At 35.4% G+C, this 19350-nt stretch carries 20 protein-coding genes; 9 read left to right on the top strand and 11 right to left on the bottom strand.

What is annotated here, in order from left to right:
* Positions 1-21 precede the first annotated feature (21 nt).
* Positions 22-1359 carry a dicarboxylate/amino acid:cation symporter gene (locus tag H8718_RS12135; protein ID WP_249333124.1) on the top strand — a complete coding sequence of 446 codons (1338 nt, stop codon included), beginning with the start codon at positions 22-24 and terminating at the stop codon, positions 1357-1359.
* 63 nt (positions 1360-1422) lie between these two features.
* Here H8718_RS12135 and H8718_RS12130 read toward each other — a convergent pair whose 3' ends face one another.
* Entirely contained in the window at positions 1423-2061 is a 639-nt protein-coding gene (locus H8718_RS12130; RefSeq protein WP_177668646.1) for a helix-turn-helix transcriptional regulator, read from the bottom strand.
* Positions 2062-2210: 149 nt separating this feature from the next.
* Between H8718_RS12130 and H8718_RS12125 the strand changes: the two genes are divergently transcribed.
* The 6 genes from H8718_RS12125 to H8718_RS12100 are packed head-to-tail and all read left to right on the top strand — an operon-like array spanning position 2211 to position 7208.
* Positions 2211-2711: a flavodoxin family protein gene (locus tag H8718_RS12125; protein ID WP_177668643.1), complete on the top strand. Its 501-nt coding sequence runs from the start codon at positions 2211-2213 to the stop codon at positions 2709-2711.
* Positions 2712-2713: 2 nt separating this feature from the next.
* On the top strand, positions 2714-3940 hold the full coding sequence (locus tag H8718_RS12120; RefSeq protein WP_249333123.1) for a coproporphyrinogen-III oxidase family protein: 1227 nt from the start codon (positions 2714-2716) through the stop codon (positions 3938-3940).
* Positions 3941-3942: 2 nt separating this feature from the next.
* Entirely contained in the window at positions 3943-4875 is a 933-nt protein-coding gene (locus H8718_RS12115; RefSeq protein WP_177668639.1) for an ABC transporter substrate-binding protein, read from the top strand.
* Positions 4876-4877: 2 nt separating this feature from the next.
* On the top strand, positions 4878-5858 hold the full coding sequence (locus H8718_RS12110; protein ID WP_177668637.1) for a FecCD family ABC transporter permease: 981 nt from the start codon (positions 4878-4880) through the stop codon (positions 5856-5858).
* A complete protein-coding gene (locus tag H8718_RS12105; protein WP_249333122.1) occupies positions 5859-6665 on the top strand; it encodes an ABC transporter ATP-binding protein in 807 nt (268 codons plus the stop codon).
* Between the two features lie 12 nt (positions 6666-6677).
* Positions 6678-7208, top strand: coding sequence for a HugZ family pyridoxamine 5'-phosphate oxidase (locus H8718_RS12100; protein ID WP_249333121.1), 531 nt, complete (start codon positions 6678-6680; stop codon positions 7206-7208).
* Positions 7209-7257: 49 nt separating this feature from the next.
* Here H8718_RS12100 and H8718_RS12095 read toward each other — a convergent pair whose 3' ends face one another.
* The 6 genes from H8718_RS12095 to H8718_RS12070 all read right to left on the bottom strand — a co-directional run bounded on the left by H8718_RS12095 (position 7258) and on the right by H8718_RS12070 (position 12440).
* Positions 7258-8685: an oxaloacetate decarboxylase subunit alpha gene (locus H8718_RS12095; RefSeq protein WP_249333120.1), complete on the bottom strand. Its 1428-nt coding sequence runs from the start codon at positions 8683-8685 to the stop codon at positions 7258-7260.
* A gap of 14 nt (positions 8686-8699) precedes the next feature.
* Positions 8700-9875 carry a sodium ion-translocating decarboxylase subunit beta gene (locus H8718_RS12090; RefSeq protein ID WP_249333119.1) on the bottom strand — a complete coding sequence of 392 codons (1176 nt, stop codon included), beginning with the start codon at positions 9873-9875 and terminating at the stop codon, positions 8700-8702.
* A gap of 28 nt (positions 9876-9903) precedes the next feature.
* A complete protein-coding gene (locus H8718_RS12085) occupies positions 9904-10254 on the bottom strand; it encodes an acetyl-CoA carboxylase biotin carboxyl carrier protein subunit (RefSeq protein ID WP_249333118.1) in 351 nt (116 codons plus the stop codon).
* A gap of 20 nt (positions 10255-10274) precedes the next feature.
* The gene (locus H8718_RS12080) at positions 10275-10547 is read right to left on the bottom strand and encodes an OadG family protein (RefSeq protein WP_177668625.1); all 273 of its coding nucleotides are present in this window, start codon (positions 10545-10547) and stop codon (positions 10275-10277) included.
* Between the two features lie 107 nt (positions 10548-10654).
* A complete protein-coding gene (locus tag H8718_RS12075; protein WP_177668624.1) occupies positions 10655-11362 on the bottom strand; it encodes a response regulator in 708 nt (235 codons plus the stop codon).
* Positions 11352-12440: a sensor histidine kinase gene (locus H8718_RS12070; RefSeq protein ID WP_249333117.1), complete on the bottom strand. Its 1089-nt coding sequence runs from the start codon at positions 12438-12440 to the stop codon at positions 11352-11354. The genes H8718_RS12075 and H8718_RS12070 overlap by 11 nt, the downstream gene beginning before the upstream one ends.
* 118 nt (positions 12441-12558) lie before the next feature.
* Between H8718_RS12070 and H8718_RS12065 the strand changes: the two genes are divergently transcribed.
* On the top strand, positions 12559-13482 hold the full coding sequence (locus H8718_RS12065; protein WP_249333116.1) for a DUF368 domain-containing protein: 924 nt from the start codon (positions 12559-12561) through the stop codon (positions 13480-13482).
* A gap of 78 nt (positions 13483-13560) precedes the next feature.
* Here the strand turns inward: H8718_RS12065 and H8718_RS12060 are convergent, their stop codons facing one another.
* The 3 genes from H8718_RS12060 to H8718_RS12050 form a co-directional block, all read right to left on the bottom strand.
* Complete coding sequence (locus H8718_RS12060; RefSeq protein ID WP_249333115.1) at positions 13561-14673, bottom strand: DEAD/DEAH box helicase; 1113 nt, start codon at positions 14671-14673, stop codon at positions 13561-13563.
* A gap of 79 nt (positions 14674-14752) precedes the next feature.
* Positions 14753-15850 (bottom strand): ArsR/SmtB family transcription factor, encoded by a 1098-nt coding sequence (locus H8718_RS12055; RefSeq protein WP_249333114.1) that lies wholly within the window; start codon positions 15848-15850, stop codon positions 14753-14755.
* 12 nt (positions 15851-15862) lie between these two features.
* Positions 15863-17107: an MFS transporter gene (locus H8718_RS12050; protein ID WP_249333113.1), complete on the bottom strand. Its 1245-nt coding sequence runs from the start codon at positions 17105-17107 to the stop codon at positions 15863-15865.
* A gap of 238 nt (positions 17108-17345) precedes the next feature.
* Between H8718_RS12050 and H8718_RS12045 the strand changes: the two genes are divergently transcribed.
* Positions 17346-17846 (top strand): hypothetical protein, encoded by a 501-nt coding sequence (locus tag H8718_RS12045; protein WP_249333112.1) that lies wholly within the window; start codon positions 17346-17348, stop codon positions 17844-17846.
* Here the strand turns inward: H8718_RS12045 and H8718_RS12040 are convergent.
* Positions 17837-19183: an MATE family efflux transporter gene (locus H8718_RS12040; RefSeq protein WP_249333111.1), complete on the bottom strand. Its 1347-nt coding sequence runs from the start codon at positions 19181-19183 to the stop codon at positions 17837-17839. The two genes, H8718_RS12045 and H8718_RS12040, sit on opposite strands and share 10 nt — an antisense overlap.
* Between the last annotated feature and the right edge of the window lie 167 nt (positions 19184-19350).

The following is a 19350-nucleotide window of genomic DNA, read 5'->3' as shown; positions in this document are numbered from 1 at the left end:
TAAACATCTTAGGAGAACATCATGACAAAAACGAAAAATCATGCAAATAAACTGGCCATGAAGATGGGGATTGCCCTAGGGGGAGGATTACTTGCCGGAATGCTTTTCATCTTTTTAAGAGAGTATTTATTAGGAGCAGGTAAAGAAAATGTATGGCAGACAATTAATTTAATTTTATTCCAAGATATTAATGGAAGTAGCCAAGGGTTAGGAATCTTTTATATATTAGGACAGCTTTTTGTAAATGCCCTTCAGCTTGTAATTATTCCAATGGTCTTTACTTCTATTGCACTTGCTATGTGTCATATTACAGATACTAAAAAATTAGGTCGTATTTCGTATAAAACGATTATGGGATTCCTTGCAACATCAATCTTTGCACTAGGATTTGCAGGTGTACTCGGTTTCGTAGCACATAAAGCTGGTATTTTCCAGGTAAGTATTAGTAATATTACTGCAGCAGCAGGAAGTGAAGGAAGAAATCCACTTCTTGTAATCTTAGAAGCAGTGCCAAACAATATTGCAGGTGCTTTTACACAAAATGGAAAAGTATTAGCGATTGTATTCCTAGCAGTAGTGACAGGGCTTATTATTCATAAACTTGAAGATGAAATTGTCATCATTAAAAAGATTTTAGTAGAACTTAATAAGATGATTACAGTATTCTTAGGTTTTGTCATTACTAAATTCGGTCCGGTTGCAATCTTTGTACTTATTACAAGAACGTTTGCAATATATGGTATAGAGCATTTAAAACCAGCGCTTGCTTATGTAGGGATTGTAACAGTAGCATTACTTATCTTCTTAATAGTGGGGTATGCAATATTTATTTTAATTGCAACACGTTTAAATCCAATACCATTTGTGAAGAAAATTGCTAAAGTAGCTTTATTTGGATTTTCAACTTCTTCATCAGCGTCAACACTTCCTCTTAATACACAGACAACAGTAAATGAATTAGGGGTTAATGAAGAGGTAGCATCTTTTATCTTACCACTTGGTATGACAATTAATATGAATGGTACAGCGATCATGCAGGTTATTGCAGCTATTTTTATTGCATCAAGCGCAGGATATGAAGTAACAATAGGAAAAATTATAACGATCGGTCTTTTAGCCCTTATTGCATCCATAGGAACACCAGCTGCTCCAGGTGCAGGTGCTATTATCCTATTTACAGTATTAACAGGTATGGGGTATCAAAATGATGCAGCTGTACTAGCATACTCTTTAATTTTAGCAATTAATAGACCAGTAGAAATGCTTGTAACTTCACTCAATGTAGTAGGAGATGCAGCAACTGCAGTGGTGGTAGCAAAATCAGAAGGTGCCTTTGACGAGGAAACATATTATAAATAAAGATAAAATAAAGAAGTACCCCTATGCATTCTGTAGATGCATAGGGGTACTTCTTTATTTGCGCTAAGAAGCCACAAGAAATTCTGAAGGGGATAGACCTATAACTTTCTTAAAGGTAGTACAGAAGTAAGAATAACTATTAAAGCCACAGCGAAAAGCGATTTCATGAAGGGTGAGCTGGGTTTCTGACATAAGTTTTTTGGCTGCATGAATACGGGCTTCATTAAGATACTGAGTAAAGGTTTTACTGGTATGGGTTTTAAATAAAGTGCAGAAGTAACATTTATTTAAGTTAATAGCTTCACAGACAGACTCTAAGGTGAGTGGTTCTTCCATATGAGCGTGTATATACTGAATAGCTTTCTTAATCTCAGGATGTGAAAACTTCTCAAATAAGTAGTCTTGGCAACCTGCATACTTACTAATAGTTTCTAGACCAGCTTTTTTGAGCGAAGCTAAATCAAGTGCATTAGAAATATGTACATTATTAGCCAGGCAGCACTGATGTAAGGAATTATTTTCTTTGATTAAAATATAGTTATAGATACAAAAGTTGAGTGATATAACAAAAAGTTTACATTGGGAAAAACAATTATTTTCTTTAAGCGTATCAAAACGCTCTTCAAAAAGTTTCAGTGCACCTTGAGTGTTACCTAGGTAAAGTAAGGAACAAATAGGTGAATGATTGAGTAGAATTTCCATGATTAACCTCCTAAAACTTTTAAAAAAACAACGAAATATAATGAAACATAGAGTGAGTATAGCATGATAAACTAATCTAGTAAATGAAAATGAATATCAAAATTTTAATTTAAACATTTAGAATAAATAAGATAAATTGGGAGGTCATCATGAAATTATTAATCACGTACTCAAGTAAAACAGGGAATACAAAAAGATTAGCAGAAGGTATTTATAAAAATATCCAACTAGAAAATGTAGATCTTAAGGCTATTAGTGAAGTAGAAGACTTAAATGCATATGATACTCTTTTAGTAGGTTATTGGGTAGATAAAGGTGGCCCAAATGACGAAGCAGCAGAGTTTATGAAAGGGATTGAAGGAAAACGTGTAGGAATTTTTGCAACACTAGGTGCATATCCAGACTCCCAACATGGATGGGATAGCCTATTAAGAGGAGAAGATTTAGTTAAAGAGAAAAATACTATTCTCGGAAAATATATTTGCCAAGGAGCTGTGGATGAAAGGCTAATAGAAGTGTTCAAAAAATTTGAACCGGGTAATCCTCATGCCATTACACCAGAAAAACTAAAAAGGTATGAAATTGCTAAACAGCACCCTAACGAAGCAGATATGCTTTCAGCGGCTATTATGTTTAGAGAAAGGATTTAAGCATGTTTAAAGAAAGACTCAAGACGCATCATAGTGCTATGGCAGAAGCGGCGCGTTATACAAGAGGCCCAAGAAAAGTATCAGAGTTTCTAAATGTAACCTTGCCTGATGAAGCTGTAAGCAAAAAAGCAACTATTTACATACATGTTCCTTTCTGCAGTAAGATTTGTAGTTTCTGCAACATGAGAAGAAGTCTTCAATCACCAAGAGAGAATTACCATACACTTCTTATAGAAGAGATGAAAGCTTATAAAGACTTAGACTATATTAAAAACTTAACTTTTGATGCTATTTATTTTGGGGGTGGAACACCTACTACTCTAAATACAGGGGCTTTAAGAGAAGTATTACGTGCATTAAGAGAATACTTTAACTTAAGTGCAGATGTAGAAATTACTATTGAGACAACAGTAACAGAGTTAACACATGAGAAACTTCAAATGTTTAAAGAAGAAGGGGTTACACGTTTTTCGGTAGGTGTACAGACTTTCAATGATGAAGGTAGAAAGCTTATGGGACGTATAGGCAGTGGTGAAACGGCTTATGAGAAGTTAAAGCAAATGAAAGATATGGGCTTTAAAACTTTAAGCATGGATTTGATTTATAATTACCCAGGTCAGACTAAAGAGGATTTAGAAGAGGATTTAGATAAAATCATAGCATTGGAGTTAGATGGTTTCTCTATGTATTCACTTATTGATATGAAAGCTACCACTATAGAAGATGCTCAAGGCATTAATCAAGATACATTATTTTTTGATATCATAAGTGAGAAGATGAAAAAAGCAGGTTATAGATTCTTAGAACTTACAAAGATGGTAACACGTGACCAGTATAAATATGTTATGAATCGCCATGAAGGTATGGACACACTGCCATTAGGTGCAGGCGCAGGAGGTAGCGTAGGTGGCCTTATGCTTATGAATCCCATTAATTTAGATCAATATGAGGAAAGTATTAAGACCTTTGGCGCAAGAAATGGTATGCTCTTTAGCCCAGCCTATAGAGATTTAGCTATTTTTAAAGGTACGCTTCAAAAAGGTTATTTACCAGAGGATATAAGTGTTTACATTGACCTAGCTCAGTATGAGAAAACACTTCTAGAAATGCTTGAAAAAGGTTATATAGAAAAAGAAGGAAGTAGTTATCACTTTACTTCTAAGGGCATTTTCTGGGGCAATAATATTTCAAGATTACTTTATGATATGAGAGTACAAGAAGGAGAATAAAAATGAAGTTAAGATATATAGCAGCAACACTTTGCATAAGTGCTGTGGCCTTTACAGGATGTAGCACATCAAGTGAGGTTCAGCCAGAAATCAAACAAGAAGTAGCAAAACAAGAAGAAACAAAACAAGAAGAGACTAAGCAAGATGAAGCTGTAACGGATATGAATATTGTTTCAGCTACAGTAGCAGCGACACAAGTACTTGATAAGCTTGAAACAGATTTAGTAGGTGTACCAAATACAAAATATACTTTACCAACACGTTATGATGGGGTTACACAAATTGGTCAGGCTATGAGTCCAGACTTTGAAATTATTGCCTCGCTTGATCCAGATTTAGTTGTTATAGACAGCATGTTTAAAGAAAATGTGGAAAAAAGTATGAATGAGTTTGGTATGGAAGCATTCTATTTTAACACAAGTACTTATACAAACTTCTTAGGAAGTATAGAAGAACTTGGTCAGGTTATTGGCAAGGAAGAAGAGGCTAAAGCACTTATTAGCGAGCTAGAAGGTGTAGAAGAAGTTGTCAAAAGTAAAATAAAAGGGGAAGCCCCAACAGTAGCCGTATTATTTGGTGGTGGTGAAAACTTTATGTTAGCTACAGATAACTCTTATTTAGGTGATTTAGTAGATACTGCAGGTGCTAACAATATTACAGATGACTTAAATGTAGAATCAGATTATATACCTTTTAGTATGGAACAGATTGTAGCAAGTAATCCAGATTATATTTTACGTTTTGCTCATGGTAATCTAGAAGAAACGAAGAAGTCTTTTGACCAAGCTTTTGATAAGAATCCAGCTTTTGCAACATTAGATGCAGTTAAAGAAGGAAGAGTCATTGACCTAGACCCAACAATATTTGGGGTATCTGCTAATATTCATGTTGTAGATGCTATTGAAGTATTAGGTGACATTTTATATGGTGAATAATAATGAAAAACAAAAAACTATTTTGGATTATATCAGCCAATATTTTACTTATTACACTAATCATCCTCTTTTCCACTGTTGGGAGTGTTAACTTAGGTTTTGGCGAGATTATACATGAACTTCTTCAAGGGGATAACCAGATGGTACGTACTATTGTACTTAAGATGCGTTTGCCACGTAACTTATTAGCTGTGTTAGTAGGAGCAAATTTGGCAGTAGCAGGGCTTTTTTTACAGGCTGTTATGAAAAATCCACTGGCTGATCCAGGGATTACCGGGGTATCTAGTGGTGCAAGTGTAGGTGCTATTATTATCTTACTTGTTTCTCCAGCACATACAGGTATTTTACCTATTGTTGCTTTCGTAGGCGGAAGTATTGCCTGTATACTTGTTTATGCGATGGCATGGAAGAAAGGACTTCAGCCTAACCGTATTGTACTTGCAGGGGTAGCTGTTAATACAATTTTAGGTGGGATTATTTCCTTCTTCTCTACCATGTATAGTGACCGTATTCAAAGTGCTATGTTATGGCTAAATGGTAGTCTTGCGACTAAGACATGGGGCGATGTAGAAACTTTAGTAGGTTACTCTATCGTAGGTCTTATTGCTTCATTTTTCCTTATTAGAAGTGCAAATATCCTTCAGCTTGGTGATGAGGCAGCTGTCAACTTAGGTCTTAATATTCATAGGGCAAGAATAATTATTTCAGCAGTTGCAGTATTTTTAGCAGCTACGGCGACTGCAGTTGTAGGTATTGTAAGTTTTGTAGGCCTTATTGTTCCACATATTGCACGTATGTTAATGGGGAATGATCATAAATATACTTTGCCATTTAGTATGGCGTTAGGGAGTACAGTGCTCCTTATAGCTGATACGTTAGGACGTACTATAGGAGGTTCTATCGAAATTCCAGTAGGTGTTATTATGGCCATTGTAGGAGGACCATTCTTCCTTTATTTACTTAGAAAGAAAGGAGCGTACTAAATGATTCGTGCAGAGCACATACAAATTGGTTATGATGAAAAAATTGTTATTAAGGATTTAAGTCTTAATATTCATAAAGGTGAAGTCGTTTCTATATTAGGACCAAATGGTTGTGGTAAATCAACGCTTCTTAAAACCCTTTCTAGAGTATTAAAGCCTATGAAAGGAAGCATACTTATAGAAAATAATCCTATTCATTCTATTGGAACTAAAAACTTATCACGTAAAATAGCTATGCTTTCTCAGCATAATGAGGCACCAGCTGGGATTACGGTTAAGGAACTTGTTTACTACGGTAGATTGCCGCATAAAAAATGGTTTGAAACAAAAAATAAAGAAGATGAAACGATTATTGACTGGGCCCTTACACACACAGGGCTTAAGGATTATAAGGATAGGTTAGTAAGTGGTTTATCCGGAGGAGAAAGACAAAGAGTATGGCTAGCTATGGCTCTTGCTCAAAAGCCAGAAGTCTTACTCTTAGATGAACCAACTACTTACTTAGATATTTCACATCAGCTTGAACTGATGGAGCTTATTAGAAGCATTAATGAAAAATTTAATATGACAATTATTATGGTTTTACATGATTTGAACCAAGCTAGTGAGTATAGCGATAGGCTAGTAATTATGAAAAAGGGTGAAATTAAAGGGGATGGGTCACCTTGTGAGCTCATTAATGAGCAGTTACTAAGAGAAATTTATAATATTCAATGCGATATTGATATTAATCCTCTTACTTCAAAACCTCGTATTCACCCTATCAAAACATGTAGAGGACACTGTATATTGCAACAAGCAAATTAAGGAGAATGACTTATGGAACAATTATTTAAACAAAAGTCTCTTATGATTAGTTCATTAACTGAGATGGGAGAACCTTTTATCAGTTATGCACCTTTTGCGAAAGTAGGAGATAAAATTTACATCTATATTAGTAAAGCAGCAGAGCATTACTATAATATTTCAAGAAACCCTAAAATTGCTATTATGCTTATTGAAGATGAAGCAGCTTCAAAAACAGTATTTGCAAGATGTAGAGTATCTTTTAATGCAACGGCAACAAAAATGGAAGAAGTACCAGATAGTATTTGGGAAGCCTTTGAAGGTGTTCAAGGAAAAGAAATGCTACAAGTACTTAAAACATTGGATTTTGATATGTTTGAGTTAGAGCTTCATCATGGGAGACTTGTAAAAGGCTTTGGTAAAGCTTATAATATTCAGCTTAAAGATGGTGAGTGGATACAAGAGCAAGTAACAGGTGCTGGGCATGGACAAGGTATGCCTCATTCACATGGCATGAGTCGCCCACAAGATATGGGACATCCACATGGTATGTCAAAACAATAAATAAAAGATAAGGCTATTGCAGATTTGAATACTGCAATAGCCTTATCTTTTAATGAAATAAATCTTGTACGTAGAGCGTACGTATTTGAGGCTCATGAGTTGGAGGAGTTTGCGCTGAATGCAGGAAAGGGGCAGGACTCTCACGTTTTTCAAAAAAGGATTTAGCTACTTGAGGAAAGAGCGCATAACTTAACACATCTTCTTCATTATGAGCAAGGAGGCCAGCTTCTAATTTATACTTTTCAAGTTCAGGGGGAAGAAGGTCTGCTGGTCTACAGGTTATAACCTCTTCATCGCCTATTGCTTTTTTTCTAACAACTTCATTAACTGGGGCTGGAACTTTTCCGTACTCTCCTCTGAGCAATCCTTTAGATTCTTTTGTAAATACCTTATAACGCTCACCAGATAAGACGTTAAGGACAGCCTGTGAGCCTACAATTTGGCTTGTTGGGGTGACAAGAGGAGGATAACCGAAGTCTTCACGTACACGAGGAATTTCTGCAAGGACTTCATAATACTTATCTTCAGCTTTTGCTTGTTTAAGTTGAGAGATAAGGTTAGAGAGCATACCACCAGGGACCTGATAAAGGAGTGTATTAGTATCTACCGAGAGGACTTTAGAATCTAGGAAACCTTCTGTTTTAAGGCGGTTTGCAACACCTCTAAAGTGAGTGGCAGCCTGACTAAGTTTAGAAAGGTCAAGTCCTGTATCATAGTCTGTATGCTGCAAGGTAGCTACTAAGGATTCTGTAGTAGGTTGAGAAGTACCGTTTGCAAGAGGGGAGAGGGCACAGTCTACAATATCTACGCCAGCTTGAATAGCGAGGAGGTAGGTCATGTCACCTGTTCCAGTTGTATTATGTGTATGAAGATGAATAGGCACAGAAATATTTTCTTTAAGACGCTTTACGAGATTATAGGCATCAAAAGGAAGGAGGAGATTTGCCATATCTTTAATACAAATCACATCAGCACCTTTTTCTTCAAGGGTTGTAGCTAATTTTACAAAATAGTCTTCATTATGGAAAGGGCTCGTAGTATAGCTGATAGCGGCTTCGCAGATGCCACCATATTCTTTAACTGCTCTCATAGCACGTTCCATATTACGAATGTCATTAAGTGCATCAAAAATACGTACCACATCAATACCATTTTCTATAGATTTTCGGCAAAAAGCATCTACAACATCATCGGCATAATGTTTATAACCTAATATATTTTGTCCTCTTAAAAGCATTTGAAGTTTAGTATGAGGTAAATGAGCTTTTAATGTACGTAGTCTTTCCCAAGGATCCTCATTTAAAAAGCGCATACAGGCATCAAAAGTAGCACCCCCCCAGCATTCAAGTGACCAGTAGCCCATTTCATCAAGTAGTTTACAGGCAGGGAGCATCTCTTCAAGTTTCATACGGGTAGCGGCTTGAGATTGATGGGCATCTCTTAAAATTGTATCTGTTATATAGATTTGTTTCTTCATGTTTTATCCCTCCATTAACCAAATAAGGCAAGCAGTACACCTGCTGCAATAGCAGAACCGATAACACCAGCTACATTTGGACCCATAGCATGCATAAGTAGGAAATTGCCAGGGTTTTCTTTTTGTCCTACGACTTGAGAGACCCTTGCCGCCATAGGAACAGCAGAAACACCGGCTGAACCAATAAGTGGATTAATCTTATCTTTAAGAAAGAGATTCATAAATTTGGCTAAGAGTACACCGCCAGCTGTACCAAGTGCAAAGGCTGTAACACCCATAATTAAAATCTTAATAGTAGATAGACTTAAAAATGTATCAGCTGTAGCTGTTGCACCAACACAAATACCTAAGAAAATAGTAACGGTATTAATCAGACCATTTTGAGCTGTTTGGCTTAACCGATCTACTACGCCGCATTCACGGAATAGGTTACCAAGCATAAGTGTGCCTACTAAAGGTGTAGCAGATGGAACAAGTAAGGCGACGAAGATGGTGACAACAAAAGGAAACACGATTTTTTCGCGTTTAGAAACATGGCGTAGCTCATGCATTTGAATTTTACGTTCTTCTTTAGTAGTAAGTAGCTTCATAATAGGTGGTTGAATAACAGGGACTAAAGCCATATAAGAGTAGGCGGCAACAGCAATAGGGCCAAGAAGATGGGGTGCAAGGCGGGTCGTTGTATAGATCGCAGTAGGGCCATCAGCACCACCGATAATACCAATAGAACCTGCCTCAGCAGGAGTAAAGCCTAAATATCTAGCGCCAACAAAAGTGAGGAAGATGCCTAATTGAGCAGCTGCACCAAGAAGCAAACTTTTAGGATTGGCAAGTAGTGGACCAAAGTCAGTCATAGCACCAATGCCTAGGAAGATGAGGCAAGGATAAATACCTAGTTTAACACCTAGGTAGAGAAAGTCTAATAGACCAGGCATAATATCACCTTGTCCTCCAAATAAATCCCAATGAACTTTGCCACCTTCAAAAAGTGCCTCGTGGAACATTTCAGCTCCAGGCAAGTTGCTTAGTAACATACCAAAGGCGATAGGCAGAAGAAGAAGGGGTTCAAAGCCTTTTACAATAGCTAAGTAGGCAAGAAAACAGGCAATACCTAGCATAATTAAAGTTTGAGGATAATCAAGAATTAAGGAAAAGCCTGTCTGATTTAGAAAATTTATAACAGCGTCCATAGATTATGTACCTCCCGCATAGTCTTCTTTATTCTATTACACAAAGGAGGCTACCGGATTCAACAGTAGTTCCTTGGGTAACATGAATAGTCGTTACTTGGCCATCACAAGGAGAAAGAATTTCATTTTCCATTTTCATAGCTTCTAAAATCATAAGGACTTCACCTTTTTTTACAGGTTTGCCTGGTGTAATATGTAGAGATAAAATATTACCAGGCATAGGACTTTTAATAGGGTAAGAACGAGAAGTAGCAGTAGGAGTAGGGGATGAAATAGAATTTGGGGTAAGCGTTACAGGAGTGTGACATTCTGTTTCATTGATGACTTCTAAAACAATTTCATAATCGGTTCCATTTACATTAACTTTATACTTTTTCATATTGCACTCACCTTTCTTAACTATAGCTTTGTTATGGAAATAATACGTATAGCAGAAACATCTTCACCTAAATCCTCAGCAATGGCGCTCGATACAGCAGCTACAAATTCACCTCTATTAGGAATGGGAGAAGTGGATTTTGGCGCTGGTGTTTCAGAAGATATAACAGGCTTATGAGCTTCGCTTCTCATGCACAGAAAGCTCATAACTTGGCACAAAATAATAATGCAGGTTAAGCCAACAAATACAGTCCCAAGGCCCATAAGACAGACAAATACATTGGATGGCTCCATTAAAATAACCTCCTTAAATTTAATAAGTAAAAAGTTGGAAAATTCAATACAATAATAGACCACTTAAATGTACTTATCAATTCAAAAGGAGGTTTCTTAGCATAATCTTAACAAGGATCTTCTTCAATCATACGATAGCCTATACCTATTTCAGTGAAAATATATTTAGGCTCAGCAGGATTCGTTTCCATTTTACGGCGAATATTAGCCATATTCACACGTAAAATACGATTATTGGTATCGGCATAAGGGCCCCAGATGTTTGTAATAATAGCATCATAAGTCATAACTTTACCAGCATTTTTCGCAAGGAGAGAAACGATTTTATATTCTACTTGAGTAAGATGAATTTCTTCGTCTTTAATCATAATAAGACGTCTATTAAAATCCATCTTAAGTTCGTTGTTACGAAAAGTATGAATGGTACTAGAAGAAAGATGTGTAGTTTGACTATGACGGAGAGCTGTACGTAGGCGTGCGAGAAGTTCTGCTGTTCCAAAAGGCTTCGTAATATAATCATCTGCACCTAAATCCAGTGCCTTAACCTTTTCCTTCTCTACATTACGAGCAGAAATAACAATAATAGGAGTATTAGACCAAGTACGAATTTGACGAATCACTTCTATACCATCTAAATCAGGTAGACCTAGGTCTAGTAAAATGAGGTCAGGGCATTGAGAAGTTATGAGGGAGAGGCCTTCTGATGCAGAATAGCTTTTAAAAACTTTATAGTTTTGAGTTTGTAAGGTGGTTTCAATAAAATTACAAATGTTTTTTTCATCTTCAATTACTAATACAGAAAGTTTATAAGTCATTGGTTTCATTCCCCCTAGGTAATTTAAAAGTAAAACTTGCACCATCTTTATGATTTGATGCGAAGATCATACCTTCATGGGCTATAATAATGGTTTTGCAAATAGATAAGCCGATGCCCATGCCTTTATGTATATCAGAACCCGTTGTGTCCATATAGGAATTGCCATCAAATAGACTAGATAGTTTATTTTCGGGAATGCCAATTCCATGGTCAATAATATGAAAAGACACAAAATGATCATCATAATCTACAGAGCATTCAATAGGTTTAATACTATGAGAATGAATAATGGCATTCTCAAGAAGATTAATAATAACTTGTTCAATCAAGATAGCATCCATAGGAATCATGAGAAATTCATCAGGTACACTGACTTTAATATGAGCATTAGGCAACCTTTTTTTTAGACGAAATACAGCTTCTGAAACGACTTCTTCAATGGGTTCTAAAGAAGTTGTAACAGAGGCAGAATCATTATGTATACGCGTAACAGAAAGAAGATTTTCTACCATATTCAAAAGCCAGTTAGAATCTTCATAAATATGTTGGACTAGGTCTATTTGTTGGGCCTTAGATAAAGCTTCATGATTTTCAAGGTAGGTACTGCTAGAGCCGATAATACTGGTTAAAGGTGTACGGAGATCATGGGAAATGGCTCTAAGTAGATTGGCTCTCATCTTTTCTTTCTCTGCTTCAAGAAGAAGTTTCTCGCGTTCCGTAATAATACGCGCTTGATGTTTAAGATGTGTTGTCGTTGTGCTTGTAAGTAGAGAGATAGAAAGCATACCTAGAAAAGTAACAGGATAGCCAGTAAGTATAAAGTTTAGCTCTAGATAAGGGTAGGTAAAGAGAAAATTGACGCAGACAACACCTACTAAAGAAGCTATAACACCAAACCAGTAGCCAGAAGTTAGCCTTGCAATTAAAACAATAGCAAGCATATAAATAATTCCAATGTTAGGAGAGTTTTTAGTAGCTATATGAAAAGAGAAAGCAAAAAAAGTGGCGATGATAAGGAGAGTAACAGTAATGCAACAATCTTTAAGAAAATCTTTTAAAGTCATATCTTTTAGCATGAGGACACCTCTAAAATTATAATGTTTTATTATACAATAGGAGTAAAAAAAGACCAATAGTCAAGTTGCTAAGAAGTCGTTAAGAAATACTAAGGCATATTGTATTAAGGAAAAGAAAATGATAGATGTAGTACTAGAAATAAAAATAAAAACAAAATATAAAATGCTAAAGGATGGTAAGATGGGGAATTTAAACTTCATAAAAGAATTGTTTAAAGGTATTATAATAGGAATTGCTAATATTATTCCAGGTGTAAGCGGTGGGACACTCGCAGTATCTATGGGCATATATGATAAGATTATTTCAGCTGTAACACACTTGTTTAAGAAACCTAAAGAAAGCATACGTACTTTAATTCCATATGGGATAGGGGTAGTAGTAGGCATTATAGGTTTATCTTTTATTATAGAATGGCTTTTTCTTAATTATCCTTTGCCAACTAATCTATTTTTTATAGGTTTAATTTTAGGCTCAGTGCCTATGCTCTATAAAAATGTAAAAAATAAGAAAATCAATATAAGATATATTATAGCTTTTGTCTTGATGTTTGTCCTTGTAGTAGGTCTAAGTTTAGTAAATGGGGATCAAAACATACAGGTAGATTTAGAACTTAGCCTTATAGGTTCTATCAAAATGTTTGTAGTAGGTATCATAGCATCAGCAACTATGGTGATTCCTGGAGTGAGTGGATCTATGGTCTTAACCATTATGGGGTATTATTTACCTATTATTGAAACGATTAATCAGGTGATTAAGCATTTAGTGACATTTAACTTTGTAGCATGTATACAATCAGCTATTATGCTTATTCCCTTTGCTATAGGAGTAGGCTTGGGTATATTTCTAATAGCCAAGCTTATAGAATTTCTTTTCCAAAAGGCAAAAACACTTGTCTATTGGGCCATTTTAGGTCTGGTTATAAGTTCTCCAGTGGCTATTTTAATTGTAGCCCAGATAGAGCAGGTATCCATACTAAGTTTAGTCATAGGATGTATTTGCCTGATGTTTGGGTTAAAGGTTGCTACTATGCTATCAGAATAAATTAAAGAAGCCTTAGCAAGGCTAGAGAGGTCTCTAGCTTGCTAAGGCTTTTGTGTGTAATAGAAAAGGCTTGATTAGTTAAAGTTCAGTCATTTGAATACCTAGTTTTTTCTCATACTCTTTAACTGTTGCTAAATCTTTTGGGGTTAAGATAGAAATGGAAGTTCCTTTGTTATGACCACGTGCACTACGACCAGCACGATGTAAATAGTCATGAGCACTTGGAGGAAGGTCCATGCTAAAGACGTGACTAATATTTGGAATATCTAGACCACGTGCAGAAAGATCAGAAGAAACAAGGACATTTAGTTTACCACTTCTAAATTGGTCAAGTGTTTGTTTACGTTGTTCTTTCGTTTGGCTGCCGTAAAGGCCACCAACCTTTTTATCATGGAAAGCGAGTTTATTTACGGCAACTTCCACTTCATGATTATTGTTAAGGAAAACAAGAGACTTTGTTGGATTCTGAGTTGTAAGCATTTTACGAAGTGTCTCTAGTTTTTTACGAAACTCTACTACCGTATAAAGATGTGTAATGTTTGGATTTAAAATAGTTTCTTCGCAAGCATTAAGTCTTACGGGGTCTTTTAGTAAGCTTTCAGCTGTTTTAAGTGTAAAGTCATTAATCGTTGCAGAAAATAGCATAATCTGCGTATCACGCATAACGGTTTTTAAAATATCTTTAATAGGATGACTTTGATTTTTATCTAGAAGGTTATCCGCTTCATCTAAAACAATCATTTTAATGGTATGAGCAGTAATCTTTTTCTTTTTCATAAGGTCTAGGATACGACCTGTTGAGCCTACAATAATATGAGGTTTATTTTTCTTAAGTTTTTCAATTTGCTTTTCAATATTCATGCCCCCCATAATAGTAAGGCTTGTTACAGCTTTACTACTATTTTCAGCAAGAAGACGAATTTGCTCTTGAATTTGAACAACAAGCTCGTGAGTAGGTGCTAAAATAAGTGCTTGTGTTTGACGCTGCTTTGTATCCACCTTTGTAAAGAGTGGTAGTAAGAAAGCTAAAGTTTTACCGCTTCCTGTGTGGGCCTGGGCAATAAGATCTTTACCTTCAAGTGCAGTAGGGATAACAAGCGATTGAATAGGCATAGGCTCTGTGATATTTTGTTTAGCCAAGCCTTCTATAAGGGATGGGTCTAAGCCAAGAGTTGAAAATGTATTTTCCATAGTAATACTCCTAATGTCATTAATTTTACTAAATCTTATTATACACATAATACCGAGGATGTACTAGAAAAAACAAGGTCTACTCAAAAACTCTTTGAAGCAAAGTTAAGTAAATCTGTACTTTTTCTTTATTTAAAGAAAAGTAAATTTTAGTTTGCTCTTTCTCAAACGTAAGAAGATTTAGATTAAGGAGAGTAGATACATGATGAGAAATAGTTGCGTTGCTAATTTGAAGCTTTTCGGCTAACTGGCTGGCATAGAGTTTTTCATATTTTAGAAGTTTTAAAATTTCAAGTTTACTAGGGTCGGATATGGCTTTTAAAAAAGGCGCTAGATTCTTCTCATCCATAAAGACATCATTTTTAAGACGTATTATTTCAAATAAATAAATACCTAGAAACATATGGTCATATGAACCTCTGCCAAGGAAATTTTCTAGAATAAGATTATTAAAACCATTAAAAGTAGGATAAATTTTAAGTTTATCGGATTTAAGCGTTATGCCAAACTCTTTTTCAAAGAAATAAAGACCATGCTCAGTTAAATTTCTTTTAAAATCTTCTACAAAATCTGTAATAGTTATCTGCATTTCTCTAAAGAAAGGTTCCATAATGGATAGTGTATCAAGAAGGATGGTATGTAATTCTTGAAGTAAATCCTCAAAATGATAATAAAGCAGAAGTAAATGATATTTATGTTCATAAGAAAGATCTTTGATTTTTTCAATACAGTTAAAAAGATCTTTTTCAGTTTTAATCATGTCATATTCGGGGTTATTCTTATCAATAATATTTTCATCTAGCCCAACACTTAACACACAGCCTTTTAAAAACTCAAAACGTTCTTCAGAAGAAAAAGCTTTAAAGTTTGCAAGTTGGTCATTAAAAGAAGTATCTAAGGTAGAGGCAAAAAGTAGAGAAGCCAGAGAAGTATGAGGGTCTTCCCATGTTTTAAAAAAGAAGTTTAAGCGATCTAAGTTTGAGCTTATGTGTTCTTTTACAGAGTTATAAACTTTAATAGGGGTATCAAGTTTCATGGCAACTTGGGTTGCTGCTGGAGTAGAGCATTTAAGTAAATTTTCTTGTTGCTCTTTAGGATTATTGTCATTAATAATATTGCCTAAAAGAAGAAAAGCTTCTAGTAAAGGCGTGGTATTTTCAGTAAGGATGTAATTCAATTAAGTCACCTCTTATAGTTTTTTTAATGTTTGGTTAAAGTACATTACAATTAAGAGTATCATACCACTGATACCTGTTAAGAGGAAGATTTGGCTTATATTTAAAAACTTTGCTATAAGAGCGAAGAAGAAAGAGGCAATAGGCGTAGCAAGCATAACCATACTATTAAATAACCCACCTATACGAGCTAGATAATTTTCTTCTACATGTTCCATGAAAGATATATTAGCTGAAATATTAAGAAGAGCAAGTGAACAGCCACTAAGGAAGAATGTTAAGAAGAGCATAATCCAGATGACAGTAGGTATAAAATGAGGTCCATTTAAAGATAGAGCTATAAGAAGAACCATAAGGATTCCCCAAGAGCCTAGAAAAAGCTTGTAGCGGGGAATATGTTTACTCATTTTAGGATAAAGATAAGAAGTTAGTACCATACCTAAGGAAAAGGCAATGCTAGAAACAGAAAGTGCAATGGCTGCAAGCCCTAAAGTATCATTAATATAGACAGCTTGGAAAGAGCCTATAGGAAATACAACCACATTCATTAAGCTTCCTAATAGGCAGATGACTAAAACAAGTTTATGACTTTTGAAATAATGAAGGCCTTCTTTGAGATCTATCACATAGTTTTTGAAACTCAGTTCCATTTTTTCAGATGAGGTTGATTGCTTAAGGTTAAGAAAACTTAGGATGATACCAGAAATGATAAAGGTAGTAGCATCAATCATAATAGCACCACCAGTACCTATGAGTCCTATAATAAATCCAGCAGCAGCCATACCTATAATTTGAGCAATTTGGGAAATAGATTGATTAAGAGAGGTTGCAAGAGTATATTTTTCTTTAGAAATAATTTTAGGATAGACTGCCATACCAGCAGGCATTCTGAAAGCTTCAAGTGTAGAATTAAGGAATGTAAAAATGAGAAGAATCCAAGCTGTAAGATCACCCGTTATCAGGAAGAGTGCTGTTAAAAAGACAATAAGACCACGTCCAAGATCAGTCAGGACCATAAGTTTTTTCTGGTTGATACGTTCAACCAAAGCACCGACTAAAGGTTGAAAGAGAATAGTTGGGATAGCATTTACGCCCATAATGATAGCGAGCCAAGAAGCAGAATTTGTAATTTCATACGCCATCCAGCTATAAGCAATAGCATCGATAGAATCACCTAGTCTGCTAATGGTATTAGCAACAAAGAGTTTCCAATATTCTTTTTCTGTTTTTAGATCTTTGTAAGAACTATAGATATTCATATAAATCCTCCTTTAGATATTCATCTAAAATATAATAAAATAATAATCTGAATTTATATGAAAGTCAAATATAAATTTAGATCATTATATAAAAATATTTAAGTAAGAAAATTAAAATACGTGATAGAAGATATGTATTAATCTTTGTGAGTTTAAGAATTTAGCCAAAAATATGTAGATTATGTAGGGGATTATGTATAATAGTGTATGTATATATCTAAAATAGGGGGATATAAGGGTGGCGACACAGATGCAAAAGATAGAAAAGCACTTTTCTGAATTTCTATCAAGTAAACACAAAAGTAAGATGATAACCATTAAATCAGATAAGGTTAGGTGGGTACTTGAATATGAATATGATTTTGTAGATGAATGGGAAACGACGGGGTGGATTTTATATAAACCTTTCTTTAGAAATTCATCTAGATTGTACATGTTTAAGGGAAAACCCTATGAGCCAACGTCTTTCAAGAGAATAAGATGGTTTCAGTGGATGAAACGCTTTCAGTATTGGATGATTGAGAGAGAAAATCAGCCAGATTGGGCTATGCGAAATAAGGTGGAGTGGCATATAGCTATGGGATGGATTAAGATTGCTATTATAGTAGCATTTATTAGTATACTTGTATTAATGCCAGCACTTATTGCTAAACTTACAGATAAGGAAGTGTCCCAAACAGAATCTGCTCAGATAACACAGGAAATAGAAGAAGAACAAGAAAAAGCTACTCAAGAATGAGTAGCTTTTTGTCTAAGGTGACGATAAGATTTCTGGAAAAGATATCGAGTGTATAAGAGTGTAATCATTTCACTGAAAAATACAGTTAACCAAATACCTGCATCACCAAGGAATTGAGGTAGAATCAGAATACCAATAAAGATTAAGATAATACCACGTAGGAGAGAAATAAGTGCTGAAGTTTTGGCATCCTCTAAGGCAGTAAAGTAAGCAGAACCTAAAATGTTAATACCATTAACAAGGAAAGCTAAAGAGTAAAGTTTAGTGGCCCATACAGTCATTTCAATAAGTTCCGGGTCTCCTGGAGCAAAGAGTAGAATAAGAGGTTTACCAAAGATAAACATACCTAGTGTGCAGATAATCCCTAGTGTAGCCATAACTTTAAGGGCTAGATTGTTAAGGGAAATGACACGTTCTTTGTGACCTGCACCATAATTATAGCCTGTAATAGGAGCAATGCCTGTTGCGACACCTAATAGAACAGCAATGATGAGCGAAGTCACATAACTAATAATGGAAAAGGCAGATACGCCTTTTTCACCAATACGCATAAGGAGAACAATATTGAAGATATAAGTTGAAAAAGCTACAGCAACTTCTGTTAAAGCTTCAGATGAACCGTTATAGAAGAAACGGACTATTTTTCTAAAATCGAATTTACAAGTTGTAAAGTGAAGCGTACTTTTGCGTGGCAAATAGGCAACAAAACCTACAATAAAGGCAATCATAAAGGCAAGTCCAGAAGCTAGTGCCGCTCCAAATACGCCCATGCCCCATACCACAACAAGTAGATAGTCAAAAATAATATTAAGCACTGAGCCAATGACCGTACATACCATAGAATAGGTTGGTTTACCCATACTACGGATACCGCCTGATAAGAGACCACTTCCGGTAAATACAGGTGTAAAAATACAAAGTACAGCTAAGTAACGTTTAACCATTGGCATAAGCTCTAGTGTAGCACCTAATGCCTTGCAGATAGGTTCTATAAAAACCAGTGTAAGAATACACACTGTAGTAGATAAAATCATTAAAGTATAGAAAGCTAAGCTAAACGTTTGACGTGCCTTAGCTATATTACCTTGTCCTAATTCAATAGCGACGATTGTATTAGCACCTGAAGAAACCATAATGCTAACAGCCATAGCAATACTGAAAAATGGCATGGCAATATTGATGGCAGCAAGGCCATTAGCACCGACAACTTGCCCTACAAAAATACCATCAATAACAATATAAATAGAGAAGAAAAGCATCCCTATAATGCTTGGAATAGAATATTTAATGAAAAGCTTGCCCAGTTTTTCTTGGCCAAGTTCTAATGTATGATCCATATTTTATACCCCCTTTAAGTTCAAGTAATAGTTAGATCATTATCGAGCATAAACTTTGGAGTAACTCTAAGGTTAATAGCATTTAATCCCTTAGAGCTTTTAAGGGAATAAAAAGTTCATAATAATCACAAGGTGTACTTTCTTGATGGTCGAAAGCAAGGTAATGG

Source organism: Zhenhengia yiwuensis, assembly GCF_014384995.1.
Taxonomy (GTDB): Bacteria; Bacillota; Clostridia; order Lachnospirales; family Cellulosilyticaceae; genus Zhenhengia; species Zhenhengia yiwuensis.
Note: the sequence above shows the minus strand (reverse complement) of the source record. Positions and strands in the feature narration are given on the sequence as shown.

What these genes read in the sequence shown, in the direction of transcription:
- H8718_RS12135 (WP_249333124.1), top strand. Translation starts at nt 22, where the DNA reads ATGACAAAAACGAAAAATCATGCAAATAAACTGGCCATGAAGATGGGG.
- H8718_RS12130 (WP_177668646.1), bottom strand. Translation starts at nt 2,061, where the DNA reads ATGGAAATTCTACTCAATCATTCACCTATTTGTTCCTTACTTTACCTA.
- H8718_RS12125 (WP_177668643.1), top strand. Translation starts at nt 2,211, where the DNA reads ATGAAATTATTAATCACGTACTCAAGTAAAACAGGGAATACAAAAAGA.
- H8718_RS12120 (WP_249333123.1), top strand. Translation starts at nt 2,714, where the DNA reads ATGTTTAAAGAAAGACTCAAGACGCATCATAGTGCTATGGCAGAAGCG.
- H8718_RS12115 (WP_177668639.1), top strand. Translation starts at nt 3,943, where the DNA reads ATGAAGTTAAGATATATAGCAGCAACACTTTGCATAAGTGCTGTGGCC.
- H8718_RS12110 (WP_177668637.1), top strand. Translation starts at nt 4,878, where the DNA reads ATGAAAAACAAAAAACTATTTTGGATTATATCAGCCAATATTTTACTT.
- H8718_RS12105 (WP_249333122.1), top strand. Translation starts at nt 5,859, where the DNA reads ATGATTCGTGCAGAGCACATACAAATTGGTTATGATGAAAAAATTGTT.
- H8718_RS12100 (WP_249333121.1), top strand. Translation starts at nt 6,678, where the DNA reads ATGGAACAATTATTTAAACAAAAGTCTCTTATGATTAGTTCATTAACT.
- H8718_RS12095 (WP_249333120.1), bottom strand. Translation starts at nt 8,685, where the DNA reads ATGAAGAAACAAATCTATATAACAGATACAATTTTAAGAGATGCCCAT.
- H8718_RS12090 (WP_249333119.1), bottom strand. Translation starts at nt 9,875, where the DNA reads ATGGACGCTGTTATAAATTTTCTAAATCAGACAGGCTTTTCCTTAATT.
- H8718_RS12085 (WP_249333118.1), bottom strand. Translation starts at nt 10,254, where the DNA reads ATGAAAAAGTATAAAGTTAATGTAAATGGAACCGATTATGAAATTGTT.
- H8718_RS12080 (WP_177668625.1), bottom strand. Translation starts at nt 10,547, where the DNA reads ATGGAGCCATCCAATGTATTTGTCTGTCTTATGGGCCTTGGGACTGTA.
- H8718_RS12075 (WP_177668624.1), bottom strand. Translation starts at nt 11,362, where the DNA reads ATGACTTATAAACTTTCTGTATTAGTAATTGAAGATGAAAAAAACATT.
- H8718_RS12070 (WP_249333117.1), bottom strand. Translation starts at nt 12,440, where the DNA reads ATGCTAAAAGATATGACTTTAAAAGATTTTCTTAAAGATTGTTGCATT.
- H8718_RS12065 (WP_249333116.1), top strand. Translation starts at nt 12,559, where the DNA reads ATGATAGATGTAGTACTAGAAATAAAAATAAAAACAAAATATAAAATG.
- H8718_RS12060 (WP_249333115.1), bottom strand. Translation starts at nt 14,673, where the DNA reads ATGGAAAATACATTTTCAACTCTTGGCTTAGACCCATCCCTTATAGAA.
- H8718_RS12050 (WP_249333113.1), bottom strand. Translation starts at nt 17,107, where the DNA reads ATGAATATCTATAGTTCTTACAAAGATCTAAAAACAGAAAAAGAATAT.
- H8718_RS12040 (WP_249333111.1), bottom strand. Translation starts at nt 19,183, where the DNA reads ATGGATCATACATTAGAACTTGGCCAAGAAAAACTGGGCAAGCTTTTC.